15 protein-coding genes are annotated in these 16,071 nt (G+C 28.9%); 6 read left to right on the top strand and 9 right to left on the bottom strand.

Annotated elements, in window-relative coordinates:
- Positions 1-195 precede the first annotated feature (195 nt).
- The 7 genes from guaB to ABY298_RS05785 all read right to left on the bottom strand — a co-directional run bounded on the left by guaB (position 196) and on the right by ABY298_RS05785 (position 6,771).
- Positions 196-1,665 carry an IMP dehydrogenase gene (gene guaB, locus ABY298_RS05815; RefSeq protein WP_372745066.1) on the bottom strand — a complete coding sequence of 490 codons (1,470 nt, stop codon included), beginning with the start codon at positions 1,663-1,665 and terminating at the stop codon, positions 196-198.
- Positions 1,666-1,718: 53 nt separating this feature from the next.
- Positions 1,719-2,222, bottom strand: a complete 504-nt coding sequence (locus tag ABY298_RS05810) for a hypothetical protein (protein ID WP_372745065.1) — start codon at positions 2,220-2,222, stop codon at positions 1,719-1,721.
- Positions 2,222-2,746, bottom strand: a complete 525-nt coding sequence (locus tag ABY298_RS05805) for an FMN-binding protein (RefSeq protein WP_372745064.1) — start codon at positions 2,744-2,746, stop codon at positions 2,222-2,224. Before ABY298_RS05805 ends, ABY298_RS05810 begins: the two co-directional genes overlap by 1 nt.
- 94 nt (positions 2,747-2,840) lie before the next feature.
- Positions 2,841-3,983 carry a hypothetical protein gene (locus ABY298_RS05800; protein ID WP_372745063.1) on the bottom strand — a complete coding sequence of 381 codons (1,143 nt, stop codon included), beginning with the start codon at positions 3,981-3,983 and terminating at the stop codon, positions 2,841-2,843.
- 144 nt (positions 3,984-4,127) lie between these two features.
- The gene (locus ABY298_RS05795; RefSeq protein WP_372745062.1) at positions 4,128-4,991 is read right to left on the bottom strand and encodes a hydroxymethylglutaryl-CoA lyase; all 864 of its coding nucleotides are present in this window, start codon (positions 4,989-4,991) and stop codon (positions 4,128-4,130) included.
- Positions 4,992-5,009: 18 nt separating this feature from the next.
- Positions 5,010-5,624: a LysE family translocator gene (locus ABY298_RS05790; protein WP_372745061.1), complete on the bottom strand. Its 615-nt coding sequence runs from the start codon at positions 5,622-5,624 to the stop codon at positions 5,010-5,012.
- A 106-nt stretch (positions 5,625-5,730) separates the two neighbouring features.
- A complete protein-coding gene (locus tag ABY298_RS05785) occupies positions 5,731-6,771 on the bottom strand; it encodes a quinone-dependent dihydroorotate dehydrogenase (protein ID WP_372745060.1) in 1,041 nt (346 codons plus the stop codon).
- Between the two features lie 296 nt (positions 6,772-7,067).
- On the opposite strand from ABY298_RS05785, the gene ABY298_RS05780 reads away from it, so the two are divergent.
- From ABY298_RS05780 to ABY298_RS05755, 6 genes are read left to right on the top strand one after another with little or no spacing between them, the layout of a single operon-like run.
- Entirely contained in the window at positions 7,068-8,312 is a 1,245-nt protein-coding gene (locus ABY298_RS05780; protein ID WP_372745059.1) for a DUF1015 domain-containing protein, read from the top strand.
- Positions 8,313-8,349: 37 nt separating this feature from the next.
- Positions 8,350-9,018, top strand: coding sequence for a YggS family pyridoxal phosphate-dependent enzyme (locus ABY298_RS05775; protein ID WP_372745058.1), 669 nt, complete (start codon positions 8,350-8,352; stop codon positions 9,016-9,018).
- A 3-nt stretch (positions 9,019-9,021) separates the two neighbouring features.
- Positions 9,022-10,101 carry an exonuclease domain-containing protein gene (locus ABY298_RS05770; protein WP_372745057.1) on the top strand — a complete coding sequence of 360 codons (1,080 nt, stop codon included), beginning with the start codon at positions 9,022-9,024 and terminating at the stop codon, positions 10,099-10,101.
- A gap of 41 nt (positions 10,102-10,142) precedes the next feature.
- Positions 10,143-10,973: an ion transporter gene (locus tag ABY298_RS05765; protein WP_372745056.1), complete on the top strand. Its 831-nt coding sequence runs from the start codon at positions 10,143-10,145 to the stop codon at positions 10,971-10,973.
- Positions 10,966-11,877, top strand: a complete 912-nt coding sequence (gene miaA / locus ABY298_RS05760; protein WP_372745055.1) for a tRNA (adenosine(37)-N6)-dimethylallyltransferase MiaA — start codon at positions 10,966-10,968, stop codon at positions 11,875-11,877. Before ABY298_RS05765 ends, miaA begins: the two co-directional genes overlap by 8 nt.
- Positions 11,870-12,634 carry a TIGR02757 family protein gene (locus tag ABY298_RS05755; RefSeq protein ID WP_372745054.1) on the top strand — a complete coding sequence of 255 codons (765 nt, stop codon included), beginning with the start codon at positions 11,870-11,872 and terminating at the stop codon, positions 12,632-12,634. Before miaA ends, ABY298_RS05755 begins: the two co-directional genes overlap by 8 nt.
- On the opposite strand, the gene aroQ is transcribed toward ABY298_RS05755, so the two are convergent.
- A complete protein-coding gene (aroQ, locus tag ABY298_RS05750; RefSeq protein ID WP_372745053.1) occupies positions 12,635-13,048 on the bottom strand; it encodes a type II 3-dehydroquinate dehydratase in 414 nt (137 codons plus the stop codon).
- A 44-nt stretch (positions 13,049-13,092) separates the two neighbouring features.
- Positions 13,093-15,396 carry a chondroitinase-B domain-containing protein gene (locus ABY298_RS05745; protein ID WP_372745052.1) on the bottom strand — a complete coding sequence of 768 codons (2,304 nt, stop codon included), beginning with the start codon at positions 15,394-15,396 and terminating at the stop codon, positions 13,093-13,095.
- Between the last annotated feature and the right edge of the window lie 675 nt (positions 15,397-16,071).

The following is a 16,071-nucleotide window of genomic DNA, read 5'->3' as shown; positions in this document are numbered from 1 at the left end:
AATAAGAATAATATATGAGGTTGTAAAAAGGAATTTAATAGATACAAAAAAGCTGTTTAGAAAGTTTTGAAACCGTTATGCTGAACTTTTTTCAGCATCTCATCATCCTATTTTGTTTAATCTCGATAATTAATGAGACAGGTTGACGAAAATTTCTCTTTTTAAACAGCTTTTTACTATTTTATTTACAAACTATTATCTCGAATAATTTGGAGATTCTTTAGTAATAGTAACATTGTGTGGATGACTTTCTCTCATTCCAGCAGAAGTAATTTTAACAAACTTCGCTAGTTTTTGAGTTTCAATATCTTTAGAACCACAATATCCCATACCTGCACGTAAACCACCAATAAATTGATGCATTGTTTCGTTTAATTCTCCTTTATAAGGAACTCTACCCACAATTCCTTCAGGAACTAATTTTTTAATATCATCTTCAACATCTTGAAAATATCTGTCTTTAGATCCGTGTTTCATTGCCTCTACAGAACCCATTCCTCTGTATGATTTAAATTTTCTTCCTTCAAAAATTATAGTTTCTCCAGGAGATTCTTTAGTTCCCGCTAGTAAAGAACCAAGCATAACAGTATCGGCACCCGCAGCAATTGCTTTTGGAATATCTCCTGTATATCTAACTCCACCATCTGCAATAACTGGAACTCCAGATCCTTTTATAGCATTTGCAACCTCAATAATTGCAGATAACTGAGGAAATCCAACACCTGCAACAACACGTGTAGTACAAATTGATCCAGGACCAATACCAACTTTAACCGCATCTGCACCAGCTTCTACCAAATATTTTGCTGCTTCTCCAGTGGCAATATTACCAACAATTATATCGGTATTTGGAAATTTACTTTTCACGTTTTTTAAAACTGCTACAACACCTTTTGTATGTCCGTGCGCAGTATCAATAATTAAAGCATCTACACCTGCACTTATTAAAGCTTCGGCTCTTTCCACGGCGTCACCTGTAACTCCAATGGCTGCAGCTACTCTTAAACGACCGTATTGATCTTTATTGGCGTTTGGATTTTCACTTACTTTAATAATATCTCTAAAGGTAATTAATCCAACCAATTTATAATTTTCATCAACTACCGGTAATTTTTCAATTTTATTGTCTTGTAAAATAATTTCCGCTTCTTTTAATGAGGTTCCTTTAGAAACAGTAACCAAGTTTTTTGAAGTCATTATTTCTTCAATTTTTCGGTTATTATCACGTTCAAAACGTAAATCTCTGTTAGTTACAATTCCTATTAAAGTACCTTTACCATCAACCACAGGAATACCACCAATGCCGTATTCATGCATTAAAGCTTTTGCTTCTAAAACTGTTTGATCTTTGGTAATTGTAACCGGTTCAATAATCATTCCTGATTCCGATCTTTTAACTTTTCTAACCTCAGTTGCCTGCTGTTCAATAGTCATATTTTTATGCAAAACTCCAATTCCACCTTCACGTGCCATAGCAATTGCCATGTCAGATTCTGTAACTGTATCCATAGCTGCAGATACAATAGGAACATTTAAAGTTATGTTTTTTGAAAATTTTGTTTGAATACTAACTTCTCTTGGAAGTACTTCAGAAAAAGCTGGAATTAGTAATACGTCGTCGTAGGTTAAACCTTCACCTACAAATTTATCGGAATGTGAAATCATAATGCAATCAACTTAGTAATTAATTGCGTGCAAATTTACACTTTTTAATTGAATTAGCTACTACTATATTTTTTTGATGCTAATATTTGATAGATAATTGAGACTGTGGCGGCTACAAAACTTAGTGTCATAAATACTCCAGAAATAACAATTATATATTTAACCCAAGTAAATCCTTTCCATAAAAAGTAAATACCCCCAAAGGTTAAAATTATTGATAAAAAAGGCTCAATCATTAAAAAATATTTAAGCTTTTTATTAATAGAAGTGGTGGAAAGAATTAATGATAACAGTAGAAAAATAACTGATAACGATAAAATATGATTATGAACCACAGTTAAAATTTCTCGTTCACTTTTTTTAAACTTCATAATTTCGGCCTCTTCATCTTCTTCATTTCCTAAATAATGTGTTTCAATACCATTAACTTGCATAGAAGTTGTATTATTTACAAAACTTAAACCTCCATAAAAACCAATACTTAAAACACAAACAAAAGCTAAAATAAGTGCTTTTATTTCCTTAGGAAATTGATGAATTAAACCGTGTAATTGCATTATAATACTTGTTTATTATGTAAAATTTGAACCGTTTTTAGTAATTTATTAATTTCATTTGTAATAGATTTTGCTGAAATAGTAGCTCCGGAAATTGCCGCAATATCCTTTTGATAGGTTAAATTATCGGTTTTAGATTTCCCATTAAATTGAGTTAACCAACGTTTACTTCCAACTTCGCCTCCGTGATCCTCTCTGTACACTAACACCTTTACTTTTGAAACTATTAAGTCTTTATCAAAAATAACAATAAAATCGAAAAAATCTGCTTTTCCGTACGCCTGACCAAAATAATAATAACCTAAAACATTTTTATTGGTATAAACTTTATAAAAGTTGTTGTCTGTAATTTTTTGAGGTAAACTAGCTAAAATATCTTTTGATATTGGAACATGTTGTTTTTGATATGTTTCTACCGAGAAAACACTTTTCACTTCCTTTTGTATTAAGGCTTCTATTCGTTTTGAAACAGTAAACGATGCTGTAATAAAGACTAAAATGGTTATGTAAAGAAATTTTTTCATATAAATGTATTTAATTGTAGTAAAATTTAAATAAAAATGAGGCCACCATTAATTAATAAATATTAATGCAGCCCCATTTACTAAAATTTATTTATTAAAACCAAATAGCTACTCCTGCATTAAATTGCTTTGAAGTATCGCTACCAGAAACTGCATTGTTTACTAATTGATAGTCAACTTTAAAAGCAGCACCATTTGCAACTTTATAATTTAAACCAAAAATTAATTCGTCTTTTTCATATGCTTTATTAACAGCTAAAGTACCTTCTGTATCAGCATGTGTATTGTACTTTTCGTAACGTAAAAATGGTGTTAATGATTCTTCACCTTTTAAATTAAAATTATATGCCACTTCACCATAAGCACCAGTCATTTTAGAACCTAAATCTTTACCAGTTAAAGTATTATAATCTTCTGTATCTGATAAATTAGCATTTATATATTGCCCTCTTAATTCTAAATTATTGTATTTGTAACGCGCATCTAACCCAATCATAGAAACGCCAACAGTTGAAGCTTCTAAAGAAGTATCATCAGTTTGAGTTTTACCAAAATAACCAGATAAACCAACTCTTAGGCCAGTAATACCGTAATAATCTAATTTTGTAGAAAAATTTGGAGAAGTAACGGTAGATTCTGCTCCTTTTTGACGGCCAGAGCGCAATCCGTTGGAACCTTTTATAATTCCAGCTCCATCGGCATACGATTTAAATCCGTTAAATAAATAAGCTTGGTATTTTAAAGAAGCATTATCTATATTACCAGAAACACCTACTCCTAATTCTCTCCAAGTTGTTGGAACAATAACATTATCCACATTTGGTCTTTCAACACCATAATAGGTTGTTGGTTCGTGGTATTCATTAATAATTCCCATTGGTACCAGCATTAAACCAGCCAATACATTCACATTTTCGTTTAACTTATATCTTAAATAGGCTTGTTCTACATACACTTCCTGTACGTGTTCATATTCTATTTCGGTTAAAAAACTAACTTTCTCGTTAAATTTATAGCCAAAAAGTAGTACTAAACGATGTACATCTAAATTTCCTGGTTCTGAACCATCTGGCTCATTATAATCTATTTGTGCATATCCACCTAATGTTATCCCTTTTGGTAAATTATCATTTAGTAATTTACTTCCTGAATTTTGATATGTTTCATTGGTTGTTTCTTGTGAAAATCCAACGCTACTAATTAGTACTGCTGCTAAAAGTAATTGTAATTTTTTCATTTTTGATTAATTGTTTGTTTTTATTTAGACTTATTATAAATAACAAGGCAAATGTATATAACAAAATCAATAATTAAAAATTTATTTAGAATAATTACAAATTATGAAAGTAATTAAGAAAAGGAACACTTGAAAATCAACTGATTATATATTTTCAAAAATTTTAAGAGCTTCATTATAGGCACTTTCAAAACTCATTGCATTTATATTAGTTTCAACTTTATGTTGATTAAAATAGGTAATTAATTTTTCCGTAGGCATATTTCCAGTTAATTCATCTTTAGCCATTGGGCAACCACCATAACCTCTTATTGCACCATCAAACCTTTTACAGCCAGCATTATAGGCAGCATCAACCTTTTCAAACCACGTATTTGGAGTTGTATGTAAATGTGCGCCAAATTCAATTGTTGGATATTGCGGAATTAAATTAGAAAATAAATAATCTATAATCTCAGGCGAAGAACTTCCAACAGTATCGGATAAAGAAATAATTTTCACTCCCATTTCTACCAATTTTCTTGTCCAATCTGAAACAATATCAACATTCCAAGGATCACCATAAGGATTTCCAAATCCCATTGATAAATACGCTACTACTTCTTTATTTGATTTTGTAGCTATTGTTAATATTTCTTCTAAAATTACAACAGATTCTGAAATTGTTTTACCAGTATTTCGCATTTGAAAATTTTCAGAAATAGAAAAAGGATAGCCTAAATAATTTATTTCATTAAACTTGCAAGCATCTTCTGCCCCACGAACATTGGCTACAATTGCTAACAATTTACTCGCTGTTTTACTAAGGTCTAATTTTGATAAAACTTCTGCAGTATCACGCATTTGCGGTATTGCTTTTGGAGAAACAAAACTGCCAAAATCTATAGTATCAAAACCAACACGTAGCAATGCATTTATAAATTGTGCCTTTTTATTTGTATCAATAAAATGCGTTTTAACACCTTGCATGGCATCTCGCGGACATTCTATGATTTTTACTTTATTCATACTTCAAATGTACAATAACTAGTTAGAAAAAATTATAAAAATAGCAATGCCAACAAAAACAATAATTTTAAACCATTTTATATTGGAATTAAATTTAGGATGCTTTTTTAAATATGCTGCAAAATTACCAGAAAGGATTGCTACTAACGAAAAAATTATAAATGCTTGCAACATAAACACCCCTCCTAATACATAAAACTGAATAATTGTATTTTGTGAAGAGCTATATAAAAACCCAGGAAAAAATGCCAGAAAAAAAATAGATACTTTTGGGTTTAAAACATTCATAATAAAGCCTTGCTTAAACAATTTAACTAAGCCTTTTTTCTCTGCTTTTGTGTTTATAAAAACCTCTTCGTCAGATTTATAGGTTAAGTATGCTAAATACAATAAGTAAAATGAACCAAATAACTTTATAGAGAAAAATAAATATTCTGAGCTTTTTATAATTGCTGAAACGCCAAAAGCAACTAAGGTAGTGTGAATAGTAATTCCGGAAACCAATCCAAAGGCAGTTGCAATTCCAAATTTTTTACCGTTAGAAATACTTTGCACTAACACATATAAAATGTCTGGGCCAGGCATTATAGTTAGTAACATAGATGCTCCAATAAATGATAATAATATTTCCAATCTAAAATATGAATTATAAAATTTGAATTAGAACTAATAGACACGCTGCGCTTGTCTTATATTTTTACTCTAGCAACAAGCTCTGCAAACCACTTATACAGTTGCATTAAATACTTTGTTCTTTTAAAATAGCCTTATTAATTTTTTTAATTAATGCAGGGCCTTCGTAAATAAAACCAGTATAAATTTGAATTAAATCTGCACCAGCCTTTAATTTTTCCAATGCATCTTCTGCAGAATGAATTCCTCCAACACCAATTATTGGAAACGATTTATTAGATTTTGTTGCCAAATATTTTATAACCGCCGTGCTTCTGTCCTTAATTGGTTTTCCGCTTAAACCACCATTTCCAATAAACTCTAATTGCTCTTTAGAAGCTATTAATCCTTCTCTGTTGACCGATGTGTTTGATGCAATTACACCATCAATTTTTGTTTCTGTCACAATTTCAATAACTTCATCTAACTGAATTTCATTTAAATCTGGTCCTATTTTTAATAAAATTGGCCGTTGCTTACTAAACGTTTTATTTGCATTTTGAACTTCTGTAATTAACTCTACTAAATAATCTTTATCGGTTAATTTAGCGTGACTTCCAACATTTGGGCAACTCACATTCAACACAAAATAATCTACATACGGATGCAAAGCATTAAAACACTCTAAATAATCCTGCGTATAACCACCAGGCATTGTTGCAGTATTTTTACCAATATTTCCACCAATTAGTATATGACCTTTATTTTTTTTCAAATTTTCAATTGCAGCTTCAATTCCTCCATTGTTAAAACCCATTCTGTTAATTAAACCATTATCGGCCTTTAATCTAAAAATACGTTTTTTAGGATTTCCCTCTTGTGCTTTTGGAGTAACAGTTCCAATTTCAATAAAACCAAAACCAAAATTTGCCAATTCATTATATAAAACCGCATTTTTATCAAATCCAGCAGCCAATCCAACCGGATTTTTAAATGTAAGTCCAAATAATTTTCGTTCTAATTTTGGGTTACTTTCCAGAAATAACTTTCTAAATAAACCTGGAATACCCGGAATTTTAGAAACTAACTTTATAAGTGAAAATGTGAAATGGTGAATTTTTTCTGGATCGAAAAGAAAAAACAGTGGTCTAATAATTGTTTTATACATCTGTAATTGTTTGTGCAAAATTAACAAAACAGTTTTAATATTAATACGAATAAAAAAATAAAAGTACCAATATAATTACAAGCAAAAAAGTATAAAATAGTAGTTAGCAAAACAAGAAATAGAAAATCCTAGTTACGTATAAAATTGGAAAGACCCTTAAAACCTGCTAAAATTAAGTCTAATTAATAATTTATCATTTACATAATTTACACGCCTTTTTAATGCTTAAAATATAATATTATTGTATATTTGATTAGTTCTATTATTGAATTTGTAAATTTATTTATTTCAATTGTATGGCAAACATAAAACCTTTTAGAGCTATAAGACCCACAAGAGATAAAGCTGCTTTGGCAACTTCTAGGTCTTATGATCAATATTCGAAAAAAGAATTAAAAGCCCAATTAAGCTATAACCCATTTTCTTTTCTTCATATTATAAAACCTGGATACGTAAATAATATAAATTTAACTGGAGAGGAAAAGTTTCAAAAAATCCGTGAAACATATCTTAAGTTTAAAAAAGATGATATATATAAACAGGATAAAAAACCATCATATTATTTACATCAAAAATCATATGGCAACGATGTTTTTTGGGGAATTATTGCCATTGTTCACGTAAAAGATTACGAAAATAATAGTATTAAAAAACACGAAGACACATTAAAAGAACGTGAAGAATTATTTGGAAACTATTTAGGCATTACAGGCTTTAACGCTGAACCGGTGCTACTTACCTACCCTGAAAATAATTATTTAAATAAAATTTATAAAAAATACTCCGAAAAAAGAGCTGAGTATGAATTTATGACTCATACAAAAAGATTGCATAAATTATGGATTATTGATAATGACCTGGAAATTGAAACTATTACAAAAGAGTTTAATAAAATGAATGCCATTTATATTGCTGATGGACATCATAGAACGGCTTCTTCTTATTATTTAGCCAATAAAATGAAATTAGAAAATCCGAATCATACCGGAAATGAATGTTACAATTATTTTATGGGGTATTTAATTTCTGATGCCAATTTAAAAATTTCCGAATTTAATAGATTTATAAAAGATTTAAATGGCTTATCTAGCGCTGAGTTTCTAGAAAAATTGTCAGAAAATTTTATTGTTGAAAAAAAAGAAAAATGTGCATACAAACCAAGTAAAAAACATCATTTTAGTATGTATTTAAATGGTGAGTTTTATTCCTTACGCTTAAAAAATACCAATTACAAAATAAATAACGCGTTATCGGATTTAGATACGCATATCATTCATAAAACAATTTTAAAACCCATATTGGGTATTAACGATTTAAAAACCGATCCAAGAATAAAGTGTTTACCAGCAATTTTTGATAAAAAACAACTTAAAAAAGAAGTAGATTCTGGCGATTATAAAGTTGGTTTTGGCTCGTTCCCTGTTTCTATAGAACAACTAAAAGCCGTAGTTAATGAAAATTTAAGAATGCCACCAAAAAGCACCTATATTGAACCTAAATTAAGAAGCGGTTTAACCATTTTTGAGATAATTGATTCGTAAATTTAGAGTATCTTTGTTTTTTTATTGAAAAGAATTTATGAGTATTTCAGAGAACCTTCAACAAATTAAAAGTTCAATTCCTAAAGAAGTAACACTTATTGCGGTTTCAAAAACAAAACCTATAGCCGATATTTTAGAAGCTTACAATGCCGGACAACGAATTTTTGGTGAAAATAAAATTCAGGAAATGGTTGAAAAACACGAAGCACTTCCTAAAGATATAGAGTGGCATATGATTGGCCATTTACAAAGCAACAAAGTTAAATACATGGCTTCCTTTGTAAATTTAATTCACGGTGTTGATAGCTTAAAAAAGTTACAAGAAATTAACAAACAAGCACTTAAAAACAATAGAATTATTAATTGTTTACTACAAATAAAAATAGCTAGTGAAGAAACTAAATTTGGTTTATCTCCAAACGAAACCACTAAACTGTTAACTTCTAACGATTTAAAAGAATTAAAAAACATTAAAATAATTGGTTTTATGGGAATGGCCAGTTTTACAGATAATGAAACTATTATTAAAAATGAGTTTAGTTTATTAAAAAATTACTTAAATTCATCTAAAATATACATTTCTGAAAATTTTAATCCAACCGTACTTTCAATGGGTATGAGTGGCGATTATAAAATTGCCATTGAAGAAGGCAGTAATATGATTAGAGTAGGTAGTTCAATTTTTGGAAATAGAAATTATAATTAATCCTTGTACGCAATATTAGACATAGAAACTACTGGAGGTAAATTCAATGAAGAAGGAATTACCGAAATTGCTATTTATAAATTTGATGGACACCAAATTGTAGATCAGTTTGTAAGCTTAATTAATCCTGAAAGAGAAATTCAGCCATTTGTTGTAAATCTTACGGGTATTAATAGCGGAATGTTAAAAAATGCTCCCAAATTTTACGAAGTAGCAAAACGTATTGTAGAAATTACAACCGACTGCGTTTTGGTGGCTCATAACGCTAATTTTGATAATAGAATTTTAACTACCGAATTTAGACGCTTAGGCTTTGTATTTGAACGTAAAACATTGTGCACCGTAGAGCTAAGCCAAAAATTAATTCCAGACCAACCATCTTATAAATTAGGAAAACTTTGCAGATCTTTAGGTATTCCTGTTTCTAGCAGACATAGAGCTGAAGGCGATGTAATTGCTACAGTACAGTTATTTAAATTATTACTAAACAAAGACAGTAACAAAGAAATTATTAAACAAGCAATTAAAATTGATACTAGCCGAAAACTAGCGCCAAAACTTTTAAATATTTTAGATGAATTACCTGCTAAAATAGGCTTGTTTTACGTACATAATTGTACTAGTAATATTTTACTAATTGGAAAAGGGTTAAATATAAAAAAAGCAGTAAATCAATTATTTTTAAGAACATCAAAAAAAGCAGTTACTATACAAAACAATGTAGTTTCTGTTTCTTATGAAGAAACTGGAAATGAGTTAATTTCACAATTAAAATATCATAAAGAGATTTTATTAAATAAACCTAAATACAATTTTTCCAAAAAAGAACAGTATACTGAAATTGAGTTTAGTAACGAAAATTTATTAGTAATAGATAAAGGACGAACAATTGGAGAAAAATCGGTAATTCTTATTGAAAACAATATTTTAAAAGGCTATTGCTACGTAAATCTAGAACACCAAATTAACAATTTAGAAATACTGCGCACACTTGTTTCTCCAATGGAAAATTCCATTGAAAATAGATTCATTATAAAAAAATATCTTCAAAAAAATAAAGTCGAAAAATTAGTCCGATTTTAAATTGATTCGTTTTCTTTATTAGAAATTTTAAAAAATAAGTTTTGGAAACAGCCAAATCAAATATTCAGCAAAAGAAAGACAAAATTCATCAAATTATTTATGAAGCAGATACTCCTGCCGGAAAATGGTTTGATATTTTACTAATTATTACCATTATAGTTAGCATTATTTTGGTAATGTTAGAGAGTATAGAAAGTATTGATAAAAAATACCATGCGGTTTTAAATTTTGCAGAATGGATTATTACCATCTTATTTACAATTGAATATATTTTAAGAGTTGTAACCATTAAAAAACCAACTACATATATTTTTAGTTTTTACGGTGTAATAGATTTATTAGCTACCATTCCTAAATACATTTCACTAATATTTGTTGGCACACACGCATTAATTGCCTTAAGAGCATTGCGCCTTTTAAGAGTGTTTAGAATTTTAAAATTAGCTCGTTATTTAGGGGCTTCAAAAACATTATCTGTAGCGCTTAAAGCCAGTAAAGTAAAAATCTCTGTATTTTTATTAGCTGTATTAGTACTAACTATTATTTTAGGAACTGTAATGTACTTGGTAGAAGGTCCAAAAAACGGATTCACAAGCATTCCATATAGTATGTATTGGGCAATTGTAACCTTAACAACGGTTGGTTACGGAGATATTTCTCCACACACACCTTTAGGACAATTTATTGCAAGTATTGTAATGATTTTAGGTTACGGAATAATTGCGGTACCAACAGGTATTGTAACTTCCGAAATGACTAAAATTGAACCAATTCCTAAAAACACACTGCATTGTGCCAATTGTGGAATGGAAAAACATTTAGATAATTCTAAATATTGTAATAATTGTGGAGAAAAATTATACAATGAATAACTATTTAATTACAGTTGTTGGCCCTACAGCCATTGGTAAAACAGCTTTAAGTATATTATTAGCAAACTATTTTAAAACAGAAATTATTTCGTGCGATTCTCGTCAGTTTTATAAAGAAATGGAAATTGGCACTGCAGTTCCTTCTAAAAAAGAATTAGCAAGTGCTCCACATCATTTTATTCAAAACAGATCTATTTTTGATAATTATAGTGTTGGAGATTTTGAACGAGATGCTTTGGCTACATTACAAACTCTATTTTTAAAGCATACTATTGTAATTATGGTTGGCGGTAGTGGTTTATATGCTAATGCAGTTATTGATGGATTGGATTATTTTCCAGATGTATCACCAGAAATTAGAGAAAATTTAAATAATAGCTTGCAAAGTGAAGGTATTAAAAAACTTCAAAATCAGCTAAAAGAATTAGATATAGAAAGTTATAATACTATAGAAATTGAAAATCCACATAGGTTAATTAGAGCATTAGAAATTTGCATTGGAACCGGCAAACCATATGCTTCATTTAAAAATAAATTAAAAGAAAAAAGAAACTTTACAACACTAAAAATAGGATTAGAAGCGCCTCGTGAAATTATGTACAGCCGTATTAATAAACGTGTTGAAATTATGATGCAACAAGGTTTGTTAGAAGAAGCTAAAAAACTATATCCACACAAAAACTTAAACGCACTACAAACAGTAGGTTACCGAGAGTTATTTAGTTATTTTGATGGTGATTGTACCTTAGATTTTGCTATAGAAGAAATTAAAAAAAATACCAGAAGATTTGCTAAAAGACAAGTTACCTGGAACAAAAAAGACACAGATATTCATTGGTTTAATTTTGAAGAAAAACCTAATGAAATAATTAAAAAAATAGAAACACTTTTACATTTTGACTAAAACTGAACTAAAAGAATTTTTAGATGAAAAAGTAAATCAATACAATAACACAAATTTTATTGAAAGTGATCCTATTCAAATTCCTCACTTATTTAGTTTAAAAGAAGATATTGAAATTTCCGCGTTTTTAACAGCTACAATTGCTTGGGGAAACAGAACAATGATTATTAAAAACGCCCATAAAATGATAGAATTTATGGGTAATTCTCCTTTTGATTTTGTAATGAATCATACTGAAGACAATTTAGATTCTTTCGATCATTTTGTACATAGAACTTTTAATATTGATGATTTTAAGTATTTTATAAAAGCCCTTCAACACATTTACAACAAACACCAAGGTTTAGAAACTATTTTTCAAAAATGGGCAACTAAAGATTCCATACAACCAGCAATTCATCAATTTAAAACTATTTTTTTTGAAATTGATCATTTACCACGAACTGAAAAACATATTTCAGATCCTTTAAAAGGCTCTGCTGCAAAACGCATAAATATGTTTTTACGCTGGATGGTAAGACAAGATACTAAAGGCGTAGATTTTGGTATTTGGAAAAGTATTTCTCCAAGTATATTATCTTGCCCACTAGATGTTCATTCTGGTAATGTTGCCCGTAAATTAGGCTTGTTAACAAGAAAACAAAACGATGCCAAAGCATTAGCTCAATTAGACAAAAATTTACGTAAACTTGATAAACTAGATCCTGTTAAATACGATTTTGCACTATTTGGTTTAGGTGTTTTTGAGAAATTTTAATTACAAAAAACTCTCAAGCGCCAACTCATAACTTTGCAAGCCAAAACCAGCAATTACACCTTTTGCATTTGGAGCAATATATGATGTATGTCTAAAACTTTCACGTGAATGAACATTAGAAATATGAACTTCAATTACCGGTGTTTTAATTCCTTTAATTGCATCTCCAATTGCTACAGATGTATGTGTGTACGCACCAGCATTTAAAATTACACCATCAAAACTAAAACCAACTTCGTGTAATTTATTAATAATTTCACCTTCAATATTACTTTGGAAATATTCAAGTTCTACATCGGCATATTTCTTTTTTAATTCCATAAAGAAATCTTCAAAAGTTGAACTGCCATAAATTTCCGGCTCACGTTTTCCTAACAAGTTTAAATTAGGTCCATTTAATATTAATATTTTCATTGGATAAATGTATTAATTTTTAATGATTTTATTAAAACGCATATTTAATACAATATTTTTAATTTTTGCTGTTCTTCCACTTTTATTATTCCCGAATTTATTACTGTATTATCTTTATAATGATTATTTTTTTCTCCCCATAAAATAGCAATATTTTTTATTGGATTATTTTTAAACGTATTACCAAATAATTTAAAATTAATAATACCTCTAGACTTTACCAAAACACCACTTTTTTCGGCTTTACCACAACCCATGAACGAGCTATTTTTTACAACTAAATAACCTCCAATTGTAGATTCATCATATCCATCTCTAAAAAAATGAATCACATTTTTTTGCACATTTACAAACTCACATTGTTCAAAAGTTACAAATTCAGCATTATAATCACCTTTATCATCTGCGGCAAGTACAATTCCGTTTAAACAATTTTTAATGGTTGTTGTTTTAAAATTAAGTTCATCGGCAAACGAACCTTTGGTTGCTTTTAACACAAAATCAAAATCCTCAATTACAGAATTTTCAACAAATACGTTATAAGCCATTCCCATATTTTCTTTTAAAGGAGCAAAAGCTATTTTACCTTTCTCACCTTTTAAAACTAAATTTTCTAGTTTTAAAGTTCCTTTAGGATGCATTTTAAACGCTATAGAATCATTTCCTCCTGTAAAAACTATTTGCGCTTTATTTTTTGATTGAAGTGTAATTTTTTTATTAATTGCAATTGATGTATTTACAGTATACAAAGCATCATTTAACTCAATAAAATCTCCATTAGCTGCTTGGCTAATTTTTTTAGCCAAATCACCTTCTTTTGATGACGCTATTAAAGTTTTTGGTTTCGCAGCTTTTTTATCAGTATTAAACCAATTTGGACCATATTTTTTCTTATCAATTTTAAATATTTCTGCTTCAGCCAAATTACAAATAGCCCCAACACTATTCTTTTCCTTTCTTGAAGTTCCAAAAATATCAAGTTGAATTTTACCAAAATCATAACCAAGGTAAACCTCATTTAAGGTTTTATTTTCAGCATCGTTTGGCGCATATAACCATTCATTCACCTTTTTCATTTTTATAGAAGTACTTTGTAAGGCATTATATTCAGAATATTCTTTTCCATTGTTATCAATTAAATTATTTTGAAAAAGTATTCCGTCCATAGAACTATGGTTTATTAAAGGTTTTTCATCTACAACGGTATTATATATAATATTATTAGCTATAATAGTTCTAATTGGAGGTAAATCGCGTATTTCACTTGCCGGAAGAACATCTGCACTTGCAATGTTTTGCCCTACTCCAATTTGTATTGGCGATTTACAATCTACCCAAGTGTTATATGCAATAACACCATCGGTAACTTGTTTGTACCTATTTAATCCTGCATTAAAAATTCCATTCATAACAGCCAAAGGCGTTCTAAATTCTGCTCCATTTATTTTATAAAAATAATTATTGACAATTAAATTACCCGAGTTTACAACTCTAATTCCTCCATAAAATTCAGATTCATCACCACCAATAAAAATATTTCCATCTAACGTTGCATAATCTCCATGACGTAAAACTAAAGAACCTTCACATTTATAAAATATATTATTATTAAATGAATTGAAATTTGTTTTGTTAGAGATAATTTCAACCTCGCCATTACAAGCTTCAAAATAATTATTAGATACGTTTGTAAAACTAGGCGCAAAACTTGTTTCGCTAGCACCAACTCGCATTGTTTCGGCTCTTGGACCTCCTTTTCTTGGACGTGGTCCAAAATAATTATTTACTATTTGATGATGATTATTAATATGCTCATTGCCAGATAAATAAACTCTTAATGTTTCACCATCATTAGATTTTCCTGAAATATAACAATACTCTAATTTATTTTGTTTGCCATAAAATTCAATCCACTGATCAGTTGCTAATCTGTTTGGTTGTGTAAAATCTTCAATAACAGTATTTGTAACTTTACTGTTATTGGCAACGCTATCTTTACCAATCATATAGCGAATTACACCACTTATTGGTGTATAACCATTTTTAAAATATAAACCATCAACTATTAAATATTCTCCGCCTAACTGTAAATAAGATTGACCTTCAACAAATACATTTCCAGGAGTTTCTGCACGTAATGTTATTGGTTTCTCTTCAGTACCCAAACCATAAAAATTTATTTTTACATCTTTCCAAACTCCATTTGCTAACACTATTTCATCTCCTGCAACAGCGTTTTCAATAGCCTTATTAAGTTCAACAATATTTTTAACTTTTATGCTATTTGTATTTTCAGTACATGAAAATAATAGAAGCACAGCAACTACTAGAAGTATTTTATTTTTCATTATTAATTTTTAGGTCATTTTTCCATCATTATATATAAATAATTACAAGTTATTTGAACTTATTTAACGTCTGATAAAAAAATAAATGTGAATATCACTTATAAAAAAATGCGATTTAAAAATCACAATTTTTCAATCAATAAATTTAGTGTTTTTTTAATTTAGAAACATTCTATATTTACTTTCAAAGTAATTTTTTTAAACCTGTTTTAGAGATAATTTAGTTAAAGATTTTTGGAATATAGCAAACTAATTATTCCACTACCTCAACGTAAAAGAAGTTTCGATAATAGAAATTTTTTGAAGTAAGTTTTCAAAATAATTTTCCATAACTACTGTTGATTTAGATTTAAACGGTTCTTCTGTAGTTGTTTTATTTATTAAACACTAAATGCGCTAAACAAGGCTATTGGTAAAACGTAATTTTACCTACATTTTTTACTTTTTTATATAACTACAACTTTTATTCTCACCAGAAAATAATAGAAACTTAAAAAAGCAACATTATATAAACTACTAATTTACAAGTAATTACTTATTTTTTAAAGCTTATTTCATCTAGTTTAATTGTATATTCAATTCGCTGATTGTCATATTCATCCCAAATTTCCATTTTTATTTTCGGAATTTTCAATTTCCAATCTATGGTAATTAAACCAAAATGATTGTCCATAA

It is taken from the genome of Lutibacter sp., from assembly GCF_041596795.1.
Classification (GTDB): Bacteria; Bacteroidota; Bacteroidia; order Flavobacteriales; family Flavobacteriaceae; genus Lutibacter.
The sequence above is the reverse complement of the archived record's forward strand: the minus strand, read 5'-3'. Positions and strand labels throughout refer to the sequence as shown.